Here is a 14,244-nt window from a genome sequence, read left to right on the forward strand (position 1 = left end):
CGGGCGCACCAGCATGCCGCCGGTGCCCGGAAAAAGGGGGATGCAGCGACGGAATCGAAGCTCTCGCCCTCGACGGGGAAGGACTCGGGCGGTCCCGTGGCGGGCTGAGCACCAAGATCCACTTGGTTGTGGACGGGCGGGGCCTGCCGATGCGGTTCCTGCTCACCCCGGGCCAGGCTGGCGACAACCCGCAGCTGGTTCCGCTGCTGGACGGCATCACCGTCGCCCGGATCGGTCCCGGCCGGCCACGCTGCCGACCGGAGACGGTGATCGCGGACAAGGCGTATTCGCATCCGTCAACCCGCCGGGCGATGCGAGACCGGCGGATTAGGTTCGTCAGTCCGGAACGGGATGACCAGATCGCCCGCCGCACAGCCAAAGGCCGCAGCGGCGGGCGACCACCAGCGTTCGACGCCGAGGCCTATAAACAGCGCAACGTGGTCGAACGGTGCTTCAACCGGCTCAAACAGTTCCGCGACCTGGCCACCCGCTACGCCAAACGCGCCGCCTACTACCAGGCCGAACTCACCATCGCCGCGATCGTGCTCTGGCTCCAATGACTTACAGGACACGGCCTAGGTGTACTGCCCCGGGAGGTTGTGAACGGGGAGACACGTAGTCAGATGATCTTGGAATGAGGGAGGGCCTCCGGGTTCGGTGTGGATTGCGACATCTGCACCGGATACCTGGAGGCCCTCGTGACTCACGCTAACGCACCGTTGACCCCTGCTGGGAGGCTGCGTCTGGCCCGGTGTGTCGTGGACGATGAATGGCCGTTGCGGCGGGCGGCGGAACGGTTCCAGGTCGCGGTGTCCACGGCGAAACGCTGGGCCGACCGCTACCGCAAAGACGGCGAAGCAGGCATGGTCGATCGCTCGTCCCGTCCCCGCCGCAGTCCGTCGCGGACCCCGGCCCGGACCGAACGGCGGATCATCAAGGTCCGGGTCCTGCGCAGGTGGGGGCCGGCCCGGATCGCCTACCTGCTCGGACTGAATCCGTCCACGGTGCATGCTGTCCTGCGCCGTTATGGCATGGCCAGGCTCACGCACCTGGACCGGGTCACCGGCCGGTCGGTCCGCCGCTACGAACACGCCGCACCCGGCGACCTGATCCACGTCGACATCAAGAAGCTGGGCAACATCCCCGACGGCGGCGGGCACCGTGTCCTCGACCGCGCCACCGGCCTGCGACACAAGAAAGCCACCACCACCGCCCGCTACCGGCACGGCAAACCCAGGATCGGGTCCAGCTACGTCCACAACGCCGTCGACGACCACTCCCGCCTGGCCTACAGCGAGATCCTGCCCGACCAGAAGAAAGAAACCGCGGCCGCGTTCTGGCAGCGAGCCCAGAACTTCTTCACCAGCTATGGAATCACCGTCGCACGGGTCCTGACCGACAACGGCTCCTGCTACAAGTCCCGCCTCTGGCGCGACACACTGACCAACGCCGGGATCAGCCACAAACGCACCCGACCCTACCGGCCCCAGACCAACGGCAAAGTCGAGCGGTTCAACCGCACCCTGCTCGAGGAATGGGCCTACGCCCGCACCTACCGCTCCGAAACCGAGCGCCGCGACGCCTACCCAGGCTGGCTCCACACCTACAATCACCACCGCGGCCACACCGCACTCGCCGGCAAACCACCCGCCAGCCGCGTCCCCAACCTCCCAGGTCAATACACCTAGGTCCGTGAAGGCCTCCTTCACTGATTGATCTTTGTTTACCCACCAGTGAGTTTGGCGGACAAGTGCGCCCAATGTGGCATTGGGGACGCTGAGCGTCTCCAATGCCACATTGGGCGCACCGACTGAGCGAGCCTCTGGGAAGGCTGGCAGTAGCTAGGTCCGTGAAGGCCTCCTTCACTACCTTCAGGGTAGGGAAGGAGGCCTTCACGGACACGCGGCTCGCCACACTCGACCCAGGTACACCAGCAGTCACAGCGGCTGCCCGACCATGCCGTGGGACTGTGACCGAAATCCGCGAGACTCCCCCGCCACCGGCGTCTAGCGTGGGTGACCGTGACGTGGAGTTCGTACAGCAGCTATCTGGTCATCGTCGTCCTGATCGTCCTCGCGCCGGGGCCGGACACGATGGTGATGCTCAAGAACTCGCTGTCCGGCGGCACCCGCGGCGGTTTCCTCACCACGGCCGGGATCTTCGTGGCCAACGCCGTCCAGGGCACCGCCGCCGCCCTCGGCCTCGGTGTCGTGATCGCGCAGTCGCAGCCGGTGTTCGTGACGCTCAAATGGGTCGGCGCCGCATACCTGGTCTTCCTCGGTTTCCAGGCGTTGCGCGGCGCGTGGCGGGGCGACTACTCCGGTGTCACGGCGGTGAAGCAGCAACGGTCGACCGGGTTCCGCCGCTTCCGCGAGGGCTTCCTTTCCAACATCACCAACCCGAAGGTGCTCGTGCTGTACCTCTCGGTGCTGCCGCAGTTCCTCGACCCGGTGACGACGTCGGCATGGCACGCGCTGCTGCTCGCGTACACGGTCGCCGTGCTGGGCGCGATCTGGCTGCTGACGCTGCTGTTCTTCGTGCACCGCGTGCGGTCCTGGCTCGAACGCCGCAAGGTGCGCCGCGCGCTCGACGGCATCACCGGCACCGCGTTGGTCGGCTTCGGCGCGGCTTTGGTGTTCGAGTCATGACCTGGGGTGTGTACAGCGGTTTCGCGCTGATGATGCTGGCGCTCGCGCTCGTCCCCGGCCCGGACAACATGGTGGTGCTGAAGAACGCGCTGTCCGGTGGTGTCCGCGGCGGAGGCTGGGCCTGCTTCGGCGTCGGCGTCGCGAATCTCGCGCAGGCGACCGCGGCCGCGCTCGGTCTCGGCGCGGTCATCATGAACTCGCGGCCGGTGTTCGAAGCCGTGAAATGGGCGGGCGCGGCGTACCTCTGCTACCTCGGCGTCCGGGCTCTGATCGGCGCCTTCCGCGGCGATTACGACGGGCTCGCCGAGACCGCCGCCGCCCGGCGGAGCGGATTCCGCCGCTGGCGGGAGGGCTTCCTCTCCAACGTCACCAACCCGAAGGTCCTCGTGCTGTACCTGTCGGTGCTGCCGCAGTTCCTGACCCCTGGCGTCACAGACACCGGGGACGCGCTGCTGCTGGCGTACACGATCGCCGCGGCGGGCACCCTCGCCCAGCTACTACTGCTGTTCTTCGTGCACCGCGTGCGGACCTGGCTGGAACGCCGCAAGGTGCGCCGCGCGCTCGACGGCGTCACCGGGACGGCGCTGGTCGGCTTCGGCGCCGCGCTCGTACTGGAGTAACCCCTTCGGTCGTTCACGCGATACTCCGGATGTCGCAATGGCGCGACCTCAGGAGGCTTCGATGAACATGAAGACCTACGGCGTTCTCGCCGGAGCCGCCTTCTCCCTCATTCTCCTCGGCGCGGGTCCCGCCGATGCCGGCGAGCGCGGTAACTCCGGAGCCCCGCCCGGACACGCGCAGGACACCACCAAACCGCAGCCACCGTCCAAAGCGGACTTCTCCGGGCACGGCGCGAACAAGCACGGGCCGTACGACTCCACCCGGGACGGTTCGCCGTCGGCCAACGGCAACGGCGGTGGCGAAGCCGTCGGCAAGCCCTGCGCCGGTTGCGTCGGCAAGGCCGACAACAAGAACCCGCGCGGGCAGCTGCCGGGCGGTTCCGACGCGAACGCGGGCTACGAATGCGACCGCAACCACGGCGTCGGACGCGGTAATCCCGCGCACACCGCCTGCGTGCCGGACCGGACGCCGCCCGCCACGAAGCCGCCGGTCGAGACTCCCCCGCCCGGGGGACCACGCGCCGAAGCCGTCCCACCTTCGGTCGTGCCAGTGGCGGCTGTCGCCGCGGCCGCCGCACCCCGCGCCGACGTCGCGGTCGCGAGCTCGCCGTCACTGGCCAAGACCGGTTTCGCTCTCGAACCCGTACTGCTGACCGGGCTGGGTTCGCTGGCCGCGGGCGGTGCCGCGGTCTACGCGGGAACGCGGCGGCGCCGGGACGCATGACTACTTTCGGCGGGTGACTTTCCGGCGTCCACCACGTTGAATCCCGTCTCCAGAAGCACCTAGCCGAGGAGGCCGTTCGTGAGGTTCACCCCCGCCGCCACCGTCACGGCGATGGCCGCCGCCCTGCTGCTGGGCGGCGCCACCGCCGCGACCGCGATCAACTCCTACAACGCGACCCCCGCGCCCGAGCGCACCGAGGTCGGCGCCCTCGTCGCCACCTGGGACAACGACGGCGACCCCGCCACACCCGACCGGGTCGACTGGGTGTGCTCCGGCACCATGGTCGACGCCGACACGTTCCTCACCGCCGCGCACTGCACCACCGACTGGCCCGCCAACGTGCGGTTCTTCGTCTCGCTCGACCAGGACGTGCAAGCGGGTCTCGACGCGGCCGCGAAGAAGTACCCCGGCGACCCGGCGGCGGTCGCCAAGGCCGTCGCCGTCGAGGGCGTCGCGCACAGCGAGCCCGGCTACCCCGGCAACTCCGCCGACTCGCACGACATCGCCGTCGTCCAGCTGCCCGCGAAGCAGGTCGCCGCACGTTGGAGCTTCACCCCCGCGAAGCTGCCCAGTGCCGGTCAGCTCGACAAGCTCGGCCCGCAGGGGCTGAACTCGACGCCGTTCGTGGTCGCCGGCTACGGCACGCAGGAAGCCGTGAACGGGCCGGGCGGGCACACGCATCCCGGCGGCGGCGTCCGGATGAAGGCGCCCGTCACCTTCGACGCGCTCAACAAGACCTGGGTCCGGCTCGCGATGACGGCGCCGCAGGGCAACGGCGGCGCCTGCTACGGCGACTCCGGCGGGCCGAACTTCGCCACGATCGACGGCAAGCGTGTCCTCGTGTCGACGACCATCACCGGTGACGGCCCCTGCTACGCCACCAATGTCACCTACCGGCTGGACTCGCCGACGTCGCGTGACTTCCTCGCGCCGTTCGTCGCCCTGCCCTGATCAAGCCCGCTCGGGTTCGCCCGCGACGCGCTCGATGCGGGCACCGAGCCGGTTCAGGTTCTCCACGAAATGCGGGTAACCGCGGTCGATGTGGAAGACGTCCCAGACCTCGGTGACGCCGTCCGCGCACAGCCCGGCCAGCACCAGCCCGGCGCCGGCGCGGATGTCCGCGGCCCACACCGGGGCGCTCGAAAGCTTCTCCACGCCGCGGACGACGGCGTGGTGCCCGTCGGTGCGCGCGTCGCCGGAAAGCCGCATCATCTCTTCGATGAACCGGAACCGGGCTTCGTAGATGTTCTCCGTGATCATCGAGGTGCCCTCGGAGACCGCGGACAGCGCCACCGCGAACGGCTGCAGGTCGGTCGCGAAACCGGGGTACGGCAGCGTCACCCAGTCGACGGCCTTCGGGCGCTCGTTCTGGACGATGCGGAAGCCCTTGTCGTCGAACGTCTCGACTTCGGCACCCGCCAGGCGGAGCTTGTCGAGGACCAGGTCGAGGTAGTGCGGGTTGACGCCGCGGACGGTCAGGTCGCCCCGGGTCATCGCGGCGGCGAACGCCCAGGTCGCGCCGACGATCCGGTCGCCGATCACGCGGTGCTCGGTGGGGTGCAGCTTCTCGACGCCCTCGACGGTGAGGGTCGACGTGCCCGCGCCTTCGACCTTCGCGCCCATCTCGGTCAGCATCGTGCAGATGTCGACGATCTCGGGTTCGCGCGCGGCGTTGTCGATGACCGTGGTGCCCTCGGCGAGCACGGCGGCCATCAGGATGTTCTCGGTGGCGCCGACGCTCGGGAAGTCCAGCCAGATCTGCGCGCCACGCAGCCCGTCGGCCTTCGCCACGACGCAGCCGTGCTCGATCGTGCTGGTGGCGCCCAGCTTGCGCAGGCCGTTCTGGTGCATGTCCAGCGGCCGCGAGCCGATGGCGTCCCCGCCCGGCAGCGCCACGACGGCCTGCTTGAGCCGTCCGACCAGCGGCCCCAGCACGCATACCGACGCCCGCAGCTTGCCCATCGCGGCCGAATCGGCCCGGTGCGACAGCTCGGCCGGGGTGGTGATCGTGGCGGTGTCGCCGTCGATGACGACCTCGCAGCCGACACTGCGCAAGACGTCGCCCATCAGGGGAACGTCCAGGATCTGGGGGCAGTTCGTGATGGTCGTCGTACCCTCGGCCAGCAGGGCCGCGGCCATCAGTTTCAGGACGCTGTTCTTGGCCCCGACCACGTCGACCTCGCCGACCAGCCGTGCTCCGCCGTGCACGTCGAAGTGCTCGCTCATGGGCGCCAATCATGCCCTCTCGCCCGGATTTGCCTTACGCCGGGCCGGTAGAGTCGGCTTCATGGTCGTTCGCATCAACCGCGTGTACACGAAGGTCGGCGACAACGGCACCACGGCGCTCGGCGACGGCTCCCGCGTGCCGAAGACCTCGCCCCGCCTTGGCGCGTACGCCGACGTCGACGAAGCCAACTCCGTCATCGGGCTCGCGCTCGCGATGGGCGCGCTCCCCGAGGAGATCACGCAGGTGCTGCGTGCGGTGCAGAACGATCTCTTCGACGTCGGCGCGGATCTGTGCGCGCCGATCGTGGAGAACCCGCCGTACGAGCCGCTGCGCATCACCGAGCGGTACATCGAACGGCTGGAAGGCTGGTGCGACGAGTTCAACGAGCGCGTGCCGAAGCTGACGTCGTTCATCCTGCCGGGTGGCACCCCGGGGGCGGCTTTCCTGCATCAGGCCCGCACCGTCGCGCGGCGCGCCGAGCGGTCCGGCTGGGCGCTGTTCGAGGCCGAGCAGGCCACGACGAATCAGCTGGCGATCAAATACCTGAACCGGCTTTCGGACCTGCTGTTCATCCTGTCGCGGCTGGCGAATCCGGACGGCGACATCCTGTGGCAGCCGGGCGGGGCGAGCTGAAGGACGCTTTCATCGCGCCCTTCAGCTCACCTTCAGCCCTGTTCGCGTGCTGCCCAATAGCGCTCGAGGTCGACGTCGGGCGTGCCGTCCTTGCCCGGGTCGATCGCCTTCATCGTGATCGTGTCCTCCAGGGACACGGACTCGGGAAGGTGGCTCCAGCGGTTCGTGTCCTCGCTCTGAGTCATGGACCGAGAATAGACGTGGATCACGTCCGCAGCCCGGTAGAAATGCCGCATTCAGAGGACTAAATGCCCCAGGAGGTTCGGAGCGAAGCGAGAGCATCATGGAAACCGGGGAAGGTCTTCTTCACGCAACCGGGGTCGTCCAGCGTGATCCCCGGCGTCCGCAGCCCGGTGACACTGAACGCCATCGCGATCCGGTGGTCCCGGCGGCATTTCACCAAGGCCCCCGTCGGCACGCCGGGCCGGATCTCGATCCAGTCCCGCCCCGTCTCGACCGGAACACCCATCGCGCGCAGGTTCTCCTCGCACGCCGCCAGCCGGTCGCATTCCTTGATGCGCGTGTTGTAGACGTCCTCGATCCGCACCGGCCCGTCCGCGAACGGCGCGATGGCCGCGAGCGTCGGCACGGTGTCGGAGATGTCGCGCATGTTCACCGTGACCCCGCGCAGGCCACCCGTTCCGGTCACGGTCACGGCGTCCGGGCCGACTTCGACGTCCGCGCCCATCCGCCGCAGGACCTCGACGAAGGCCAGATCCCCTTGCAGAGCGCCCTCGCCGAGCCCCGGCACGGTCACCGAGCGATCGGCCAAGGCCGCCGCCGCGAAGAAGTAGCTGGACGTCGAAGCGTCGGGCTCGATCTCGTAGCGACAGCCCTGATACGGCGTGGGCGGCACGACGAACGTGTCGCCGTCACGGACGACCTCGACGCCGAAGCGCCGCATCATCGCGATGGTGATCTCGACGTAGGGCACCGAAACGAGGTCCGTGACGGTGATCCGCAGGCCCTCGGCGGTCAAGGGACCGACCAGCAGCAACGCGGTCAGGAACTGCGACGACAGCCCCGCGTCCAGCGTCAGCTCGCCGCCCTTGATCCCGGCGGCCCGCACCACCAGCGGATGGTGGCCCGGCGAGCCTTCGAAGGTCAGGTCGACGCCCAGTTCCAGCAACGCGTCGGTGAGCGGGCCCAGCGGCCGGGCGCGCATCTGCTCGGAGGCATCGAACCGGAAGGTGCCGTGACCGGCGGCGGCCAGTGCCGGCAGGAACCGCGCGGTGGTGGCGCCGTCACGGCAGAAGACGTCGGCGCTGTCGACGGCGGGCCCCTCGGGCCTGCCCTCGATCGTCCACTCGCCGGGAGCGCGTGAGACCTGATAGCCGAGCTTGAGGAGGCCCTCGGCGAAGCCCTCGGAGTCGTCCGAACGCAGCGGCCTGCTCAGCACGGTCGTCCCGTGGGCGGCGGCCGCGAGGAACAGGCCTCGGGCGGTGATCGACTTCGAACCGGGGATGTCGACGATGGTCACGGCGTGAGCATACGGCGTGCCCGAACGGCGAACTCGCGTGATCAGACGCGGGACACGCGTGATCAGACGGACGACACGCGTGATCAGGAAGCGCGCGGCAGGCGGCGGCCCGGCGGGGCCGACTCAAGCCAGGAAAGGAAGCCGGTGAGGGCACCGGGGCCCATCGCGATCTCGATCGCCTCCTGCGTGGCGGACTCACACCGCAGGACGATCGAACCTTCGGGGACGGCGTACGCCTCCGTGCCGGAGGGATCGCGACGGTCCGCGATCTCCATGCTCGCCCGCTGGAAGACCCGGTCCGGGCCGGTCCGCAGGCTCCACACCCGGAACCAGACGAACTCGTCGCCCTCGTAGCGGCCCAGCCCCAGATGCCAGCTGGACCGCGCCTCGTCCGGACGCCACCGCAGGGCGACGCTCACGCCGCCACCGCGGCGCATCCGGACCCACCGCAACGAATACCAGGCCGCGAGCACGGCCAGGACGGTCAGGGCCCCGAGAACACCCACGGCGATTTCCACGGCCCGGCCCCTGCCTCTCGCCCGGTCAGACTGACTGACCGGCCGCGCGAAGCTGGGCAGTCGCCCTAGCCCGCTCTTGCTCGTCTTCGCCGGTCAGCGCCTTCTTGGCCGCGTCGACGTCGATCTCGTCCGAGAGCTCCGCGCTCTCGGCGAGGATGCTCACGCCGGTCGCGGTGACCGACAGGAAACCGCCGTGCACCGCGGCGGTCACGGTCTCGCCGTCCGTGGTCGTCACCTTCACGACGCCACCCTCGACGAGCTGGCCCAGAACCGGCTCGTGACCGGCCATGATGCCGATCTCGCCCTCGGTGGTCTGCGCCACCACGAACGTGGCGGTACCGGACCAGAGACGGCGCTCGACGGCTACCAGCTCGACAGAAATCTCAGCCACGTAGCTTCCCTTCACCTCAGGTGCTGGCACCGAGTGTAGTAGTCGAAGTTCCCAGTAAGCGAACGGCGGGACCAGCGTCCACAGTAGACACTGATCCCGCCGCTCATCGGAACATCACTTCTTGGTGATTTCCTTGTACTTCTTCTCGAGGTCTTCGAGACCACCGATACCCAGGAACGCCTGCTCCGGGTAGTGGTCGAAGTCGCCCTTGGTGATGCGGTCGAACGACTCGATGGTCTCCGCCAGCGGCACGGTCGAGCCCGGGATCTGCGTGAACGCCTCGGCGACCAGCATGTTCTGCGACAGGAACCGCTCGATGCGGCGCGCGCGCTGAACGGTGAGCTTGTCCTCTTCCGACAGCTCGTCCATACCGAGGATCGCGATGATGTCCTGCAGCTCCTTGTACTTCTGCAGGATCCGGATGACCTCGGAGGCCACGCGGTAGTGGTCCTCACCGACGATGGCCGGGTCGAGAATGGTCGACGTCGACGCCAGCGGGTCCACCGCCGGGAAGATGCCCTTCTGGAACACGCCACGCGAAAGCTCCGTGGTGGCGTCCAGGTGGGCGAACGTCGTCGCCGGGGCCGGGTCGGTGTAGTCGTCCGCGGGGACGTAGATCGCCTGCATCGAGGTGATCGAACGACCACGGGTCGAGGTGATCCGCTCCTGGAGCTGACCCATCTCGTCGGCCAGCGTCGGCTGGTAACCCACGGCCGAAGGCATGCGGCCCAGCAGGGTCGACACCTCGGAACCGGCCTGAGTGAACCGGAAGATGTTGTCGATGAAGAGCAGCACGTCCTGGTTCTGCACATCGCGGAAGTACTCCGCCATGGTCAGCGCGGACAGCGCGACCCGCATACGGGTGCCCGGCGGCTCGTCCATCTGGCCGAAGACGAGGGCGGTGTCGTTGATGACGCCGTCCTCGGACATCTCCAGGAAGAGGTCGTTGCCCTCACGGGTGCGCTCGCCGACACCGGCGAACACCGAGGTACCACCGAAGTTCCGGGCGACACGGGTGATCATCTCCTTGATGAGCACCGTCTTGCCGACGCCGGCACCGCCGAACAGGCCGATCTTGCCACCCTCGACGTACGGGGTCAGCAGGTCGACGACCTTGAGGCCGGTCTCCAGCATCTTCGTCTTGCCTTCGAGCTGGTCGAAGGAAGGCGGGTTGCGGTGGATGCCCCAGCGCTCGAGGTCGTCGCCGTAGCCGGGCTCGTCCAGGCACTCGCCGAGCGCGTTGTAGACGTGGCCCTTGACCTTGTCGCCGACCGGGACCGTGATGGGGCCGCCGGTGTCGGTGACCTCGGCGCCACGGACGAGGCCGTCCTGCGGCTGGAGCGAAATGGTGCGGACGAGGTTGTCACCGAGGTGGCTGGCGACCTCGAGCGTCACCGTCTTGCGCAGCTGCTCGAACTCGATTTCGACCTTGAGCGCGTTGAACTGGTCGGGAACGGAACCGCGCGGGAATTCGACGTCGACGACCGGGCCGGTCACCGAGACGATGCGCCCCTTGGCACGGGCTTCAGTACTGGTCATCAGTCATCACTTCCTGCTGCGGTGAGAGCGTTCGCCCCACCGACGATTTCGGAGATCTCCTGGGTGATCTGCGCCTGGCGGGCCTGGTTCGCCTCCCGCGTCAGCGTGTTCACCAGTTCGTTCGCGTTGTCCGACGCCGCCTTCATCGCGGTACGGCGGGCCGCGAGTTCGGACGCCGCCGACTCGAGCATCGCCGCGAAGATCCGCGTGTTGATGTACTTCGGCAGCAACGCGGCGAGCAGCTTCTCGGCGCTGGGCTCGAACTCGTAGCTCGGGAGCAGGCTTTCGGGCTTCTCCTCTTCGCCCTCGGTGTACTCGACCTCGAGCGGCGCGACGCGCTTGGCGACGGGACGCTGGGTGAGCATCGAGACGAACTCGGTGTAGACGACGTGGATCTCGTCGACACCCAGGATGCCGTCGGCGTTGCCCGCCTCGTCGTCGGCGCCGTTCAGGAACGACTCGACGATGAGTTCACCGGCCTCCGCGGCGTTGACGTAACCGGGCTGGTCGGAGAAGCCCGTCCAGCTTTCGGCCACCTCGCGGCCACGGAAGCGGTAGAAGCTCAGGCCCTTGTTGCCGGTCACGTACAGCACCGGCTCCTTGCCCTGCTCACGCAGCAGCGTGAGGAGCTCCTCGGTCGCCTTCAGCACGTTGGAGTTGTACCCACCGCACTGGCCCTTGTCGCTGGTGATCACGAGGACCGCCGCGCGCTTCGGGTTCGGACGCTCGACCAGAAGCGGGTGGTCGAGGTTCGCCGAGGCTCCGGCCAGGGCCGAGAGCACGTTCGTGATCTCGTCCGAGTACGGCCGGGAAGCCGCGACCTTCGCCCGCGCCTTGGTGATGCGCGCGGTGGCGATGAGCTCCATCGCCTTGGTGATCTTGCCGATGGACTTGGTCGCCTTGATACGCGACCGGAGTTCTCGGAGTTGTGCGGCCATGAGCTATCAGCTCACTTCTTCGGGGCGGGCTTGTTGACCTTGACGGTCTCCTGCCCGACCTTCTCGGCGTCCATCGCGTCGGAGACCTCGACCAGGCTCTTGCCCTCGGAGGTGGTGAACTCCTTCTTGAACTCGTTCACCGCGTCGACCAGCCCGGAAGCGGTCTCCTTGGAGAACTTGCCCGACTCGCGGATGTCCTTGAGGAGCTCTCCGTGCTTGCGACGCGCGGAGTCGACGAACTCGTCGCGGAAGCGGCGCACGTCCTCGGTCGGAACGGTGTCGAAGTGACCGTTCGTGCCGAGGTACACCGTGACGACCTGCTCCTCGACCGGGATCGGCGAGTACTGCGGCTGCTTGAGCACCTCGTACAGGCGGGCACCGCGCTCAAGCTGCGCCTTCGACGCGTCGTCGAGGTCCGAAGCGAAGGCCGCGAAGGCCTCCAGCTCGCGGTACTGCGACAGGTCGATACGGAGCGAACCCGAAACGTCCTTCATCGCCTTGACCTGCGCGGCACCACCCACGCGGGAAACCGAGATACCCACGTCGATGGCCGGGCGCTGACCGGCGTTGAACAGGTCCGACTGGAAGAAGCACTGACCGTCGGTGATCGAGATGACGTTCGTCGGGATGTAGGCCGACACGTCGTTCGCCTTGGTCTCGATGATCGGGAGACCGGTCAGCGAGCCCGCGCCCAGCTCGTCCGAGAGCTTCGCGCAACGCTCGAGGAGGCGGGAGTGCAAGTAGAAGACGTCGCCGGGGAAGGCTTCACGGCCCGGCGGGCGACGCAGCAGCAGCGAGATCGCGCGGTAGGCGTCGGCCTGCTTGGTCAGGTCGTCGAACACGATGAGGACGTGCTTGCCCTCGTACATCCAGTGCTGGCCGATGGCCGAGCCGGTGTACGGCGCGATCCACTTGAAGCCGGCGGAGTCCGACGCGGGGGCCGCGACGATGGTGGTGTACTCCATCGCGCCGGCGTCCTCGAGGGACTTCTTGACCGCGGCGATCGTGGAGCCCTTCTGGCCGACCGCGACGTAGATGCAGCGAACCTGCTTCTTCGGGTCGCCGGTCTCCCAGTTGGCCTTCTGGTTGATGATCGTGTCCACCGCGACGGCCGTCTTACCGGTCTTGCGGTCACCGATGATCAGCTGGCGCTGGCCACGGCCGATCGGGGTCATCGCGTCGATCGCGGTGATACCGGTCTGCAGCGGCTCGGCCACCGGCTGGCGCTCGACCACCGAAGCGGCCTTGACCTCCAGCGGGCGGCGCTCGGTGGTCTCGATCTCGCCGAGGCCGTCGATCGGGGCGCCCAGCGGGTTCACGACGCGGCCGAGGTAGCCCTCGCCGACCGGAACCGAGAGGACCTGACCGGTCCGCTTGACTTCCTGACCTTCGACGACGGTCTCGAAGTCACCGAGGATCGCGGCACCGATGGAGCGCGCGTCCAGGTTCAGCGCCACGCCGAGGACCCCGCCGGGGAACTCGAGCAGCTCGTTGGCCATCGCCGAGGGAAGACCCTCGATGTGGGCGATACCGTCACCGGCGTCGACGACGACGCCAACCTCTTCCCGGCTCACGTCCGGGGCGTAACTCGAGACGTAGTTCTCGATCGCGCTACGGATCTCATCCGAGGAGATCGTCAGCTCCGCCATTTCGTTCCCGCTCTCGCTTCGTTCGTGCCAGTGTGCAAAGTCGTTGTTGTGGGTCAGCCGGCCAACCGGCGACGCAGGGCGTCGATCCGCCCCGCGGTGCTGCCGTCGATGACCTCGTCGCCGACGCGGACCACGAGTCCGCCGCCGAGTGACGGGTCGACCTCGACGTGCAGCGCGAGCTGCCGCCCGTAAAGGGCGTTGAGCTTCTCGCTCAGCCGAGCCTGCTGTTCGTCGGAAAGCGCGCTCGCGCTGGTCACCCGGGCGACCGAGCGCTCACGGCGTTCCGCGGCCAGCTGGACCAGCTCTTCGAGGGCGTTGCCGACCCCGCGGCCCTTGGCGCGCAGGACGACCTGCTCGACGAGGGTCTTGGTGACCACGTCCACCTTGTCGGCGAACAAGGTGCGGACCAGGGTCCGCTTCGCCTCCGCGGGGGCGGTCAGGTCGGAAAGTGCCCGTTCGAGCTCCGGCTCACCCGCGACGATACGACTGACCCGGAACAGCTGGTCTTCGACAGCGTCGATGTTCCCGGACTTCTCCGCACTGGTGAGCAGCGCCGAGCGGCCGAGGGCCTCGAGCCCGTCGGTCAGTTCGCGCGGGCTCGACCAGCGGCTGCCCGCCACGGAGTCGAGCACCTGCAGGGCCGGTTCGGAAACCTTGCCCGCGAGGATCCCGCGGGCGAGGCCGATCCGGGCTTCGGACGAGGCCGAACCGTCGGCGACGGCCCGGCGCAGGCCGATCTCCCGGTCCAGCAGGGCGACGACCGAAAGCAGCTCGTCGCCGACCGTCGCCGGGTCCGTACCCGCGGCGGCCAGAACCTCGCCGAGACGCTTCTCGGCGAGGTCGAGCGCTTCACGGCTCGCAGCATGCAGCGTCATTC

Annotated in this window: 16 protein-coding genes; 7 read left to right on the forward strand and 9 right to left on the reverse strand. The window is 68.4% G+C overall.

Annotated elements, in window-relative coordinates:
• From ACSMFO_RS17615 to ACSMFO_RS17640, 6 genes are all read left to right on the forward strand, one after another.
• On the forward strand, nt 1-560 hold a 560-nt coding region (locus ACSMFO_RS17615), incomplete at its 5' end, for an IS5 family transposase (protein ID WP_436459607.1).
• A 138-nt stretch (nt 561-698) separates the two neighbouring features.
• Complete coding sequence (locus tag ACSMFO_RS17620; RefSeq protein WP_436459608.1) at nt 699-1,688, forward strand: IS481 family transposase; 990 nt, start codon at nt 699-701, stop codon at nt 1,686-1,688.
• Between the two features lie 333 nt (nt 1,689-2,021).
• Nucleotides 2,022-2,648, forward strand: a complete 627-nt coding sequence (locus ACSMFO_RS17625) for a LysE family translocator (RefSeq protein ID WP_436459610.1) — start codon at nt 2,022-2,024, stop codon at nt 2,646-2,648.
• The gene (locus ACSMFO_RS17630) at nt 2,645-3,268 is read left to right on the forward strand and encodes a LysE family translocator (protein WP_436459612.1); all 624 of its coding nucleotides are present in this window, start codon (nt 2,645-2,647) and stop codon (nt 3,266-3,268) included. The genes ACSMFO_RS17625 and ACSMFO_RS17630 overlap by 4 nt, the downstream gene beginning before the upstream one ends.
• A 61-nt stretch (nt 3,269-3,329) precedes the next feature.
• Nucleotides 3,330-3,992, forward strand: coding sequence for a hypothetical protein (locus tag ACSMFO_RS17635; RefSeq protein ID WP_436459613.1), 663 nt, complete (start codon nt 3,330-3,332; stop codon nt 3,990-3,992).
• A gap of 78 nt (nt 3,993-4,070) precedes the next feature.
• Nucleotides 4,071-4,943: a trypsin-like serine protease gene (locus tag ACSMFO_RS17640; protein WP_084098042.1), complete on the forward strand. Its 873-nt coding sequence runs from the start codon at nt 4,071-4,073 to the stop codon at nt 4,941-4,943.
• On the opposite strand, the gene murA is transcribed toward ACSMFO_RS17640, so the two are convergent.
• A complete protein-coding gene (gene murA, locus ACSMFO_RS17645) occupies nt 4,944-6,218 on the reverse strand; it encodes a UDP-N-acetylglucosamine 1-carboxyvinyltransferase (protein ID WP_038508944.1) in 1,275 nt (424 codons plus the stop codon).
• A 61-nt stretch (nt 6,219-6,279) separates the two neighbouring features.
• On the opposite strand from murA, the gene ACSMFO_RS17650 reads away from it, so the two are divergent.
• Nucleotides 6,280-6,852: a cob(I)yrinic acid a,c-diamide adenosyltransferase gene (locus tag ACSMFO_RS17650; protein WP_038508942.1), complete on the forward strand. Its 573-nt coding sequence runs from the start codon at nt 6,280-6,282 to the stop codon at nt 6,850-6,852.
• A gap of 32 nt (nt 6,853-6,884) precedes the next feature.
• Here ACSMFO_RS17650 and ACSMFO_RS17655 read toward each other — a convergent pair whose 3' ends face one another.
• The 8 genes from ACSMFO_RS17655 to ACSMFO_RS17690 all read right to left on the reverse strand — a co-directional run bounded on the left by ACSMFO_RS17655 (nt 6,885) and on the right by ACSMFO_RS17690 (nt 14,242).
• A complete protein-coding gene (locus ACSMFO_RS17655; RefSeq protein ID WP_228694870.1) occupies nt 6,885-7,037 on the reverse strand; it encodes a hypothetical protein in 153 nt (50 codons plus the stop codon).
• 59 nt (nt 7,038-7,096) lie between these two features.
• The gene (aroA, locus tag ACSMFO_RS17660) at nt 7,097-8,332 is read right to left on the reverse strand and encodes a 3-phosphoshikimate 1-carboxyvinyltransferase (RefSeq protein WP_436459616.1); all 1,236 of its coding nucleotides are present in this window, start codon (nt 8,330-8,332) and stop codon (nt 7,097-7,099) included.
• Between the two features lie 83 nt (nt 8,333-8,415).
• A complete protein-coding gene (locus ACSMFO_RS17665) occupies nt 8,416-8,850 on the reverse strand; it encodes a DUF2550 domain-containing protein (RefSeq protein WP_436459617.1) in 435 nt (144 codons plus the stop codon).
• A 25-nt stretch (nt 8,851-8,875) separates the two neighbouring features.
• On the reverse strand, nt 8,876-9,241 hold the full coding sequence (locus tag ACSMFO_RS17670; RefSeq protein ID WP_016336851.1) for a F0F1 ATP synthase subunit epsilon: 366 nt from the start codon (nt 9,239-9,241) through the stop codon (nt 8,876-8,878).
• A gap of 114 nt (nt 9,242-9,355) precedes the next feature.
• The gene (gene atpD / locus ACSMFO_RS17675; RefSeq protein ID WP_061982279.1) at nt 9,356-10,780 is read right to left on the reverse strand and encodes a F0F1 ATP synthase subunit beta; all 1,425 of its coding nucleotides are present in this window, start codon (nt 10,778-10,780) and stop codon (nt 9,356-9,358) included.
• Entirely contained in the window at nt 10,780-11,718 is a 939-nt protein-coding gene (locus tag ACSMFO_RS17680) for a F0F1 ATP synthase subunit gamma (RefSeq protein WP_436459620.1), read from the reverse strand. Before ACSMFO_RS17680 ends, atpD begins: the two co-directional genes overlap by 1 nt.
• A gap of 11 nt (nt 11,719-11,729) precedes the next feature.
• Nucleotides 11,730-13,367 (reverse strand): F0F1 ATP synthase subunit alpha, encoded by a 1,638-nt coding sequence (gene atpA / locus ACSMFO_RS17685; protein WP_038508930.1) that lies wholly within the window; start codon nt 13,365-13,367, stop codon nt 11,730-11,732.
• Nucleotides 13,368-13,420: 53 nt separating this feature from the next.
• Nucleotides 13,421-14,242 carry a F0F1 ATP synthase subunit delta gene (locus tag ACSMFO_RS17690; protein WP_340683751.1) on the reverse strand — a complete coding sequence of 274 codons (822 nt, stop codon included), beginning with the start codon at nt 14,240-14,242 and terminating at the stop codon, nt 13,421-13,423.
• Between the last annotated feature and the right edge of the window lie 2 nt (nt 14,243-14,244).

This window comes from Amycolatopsis sp. w19 (assembly GCF_051373225.1).
Taxonomy (GTDB): Bacteria; Actinomycetota; Actinomycetes; order Mycobacteriales; family Pseudonocardiaceae; genus Amycolatopsis; species Amycolatopsis japonica.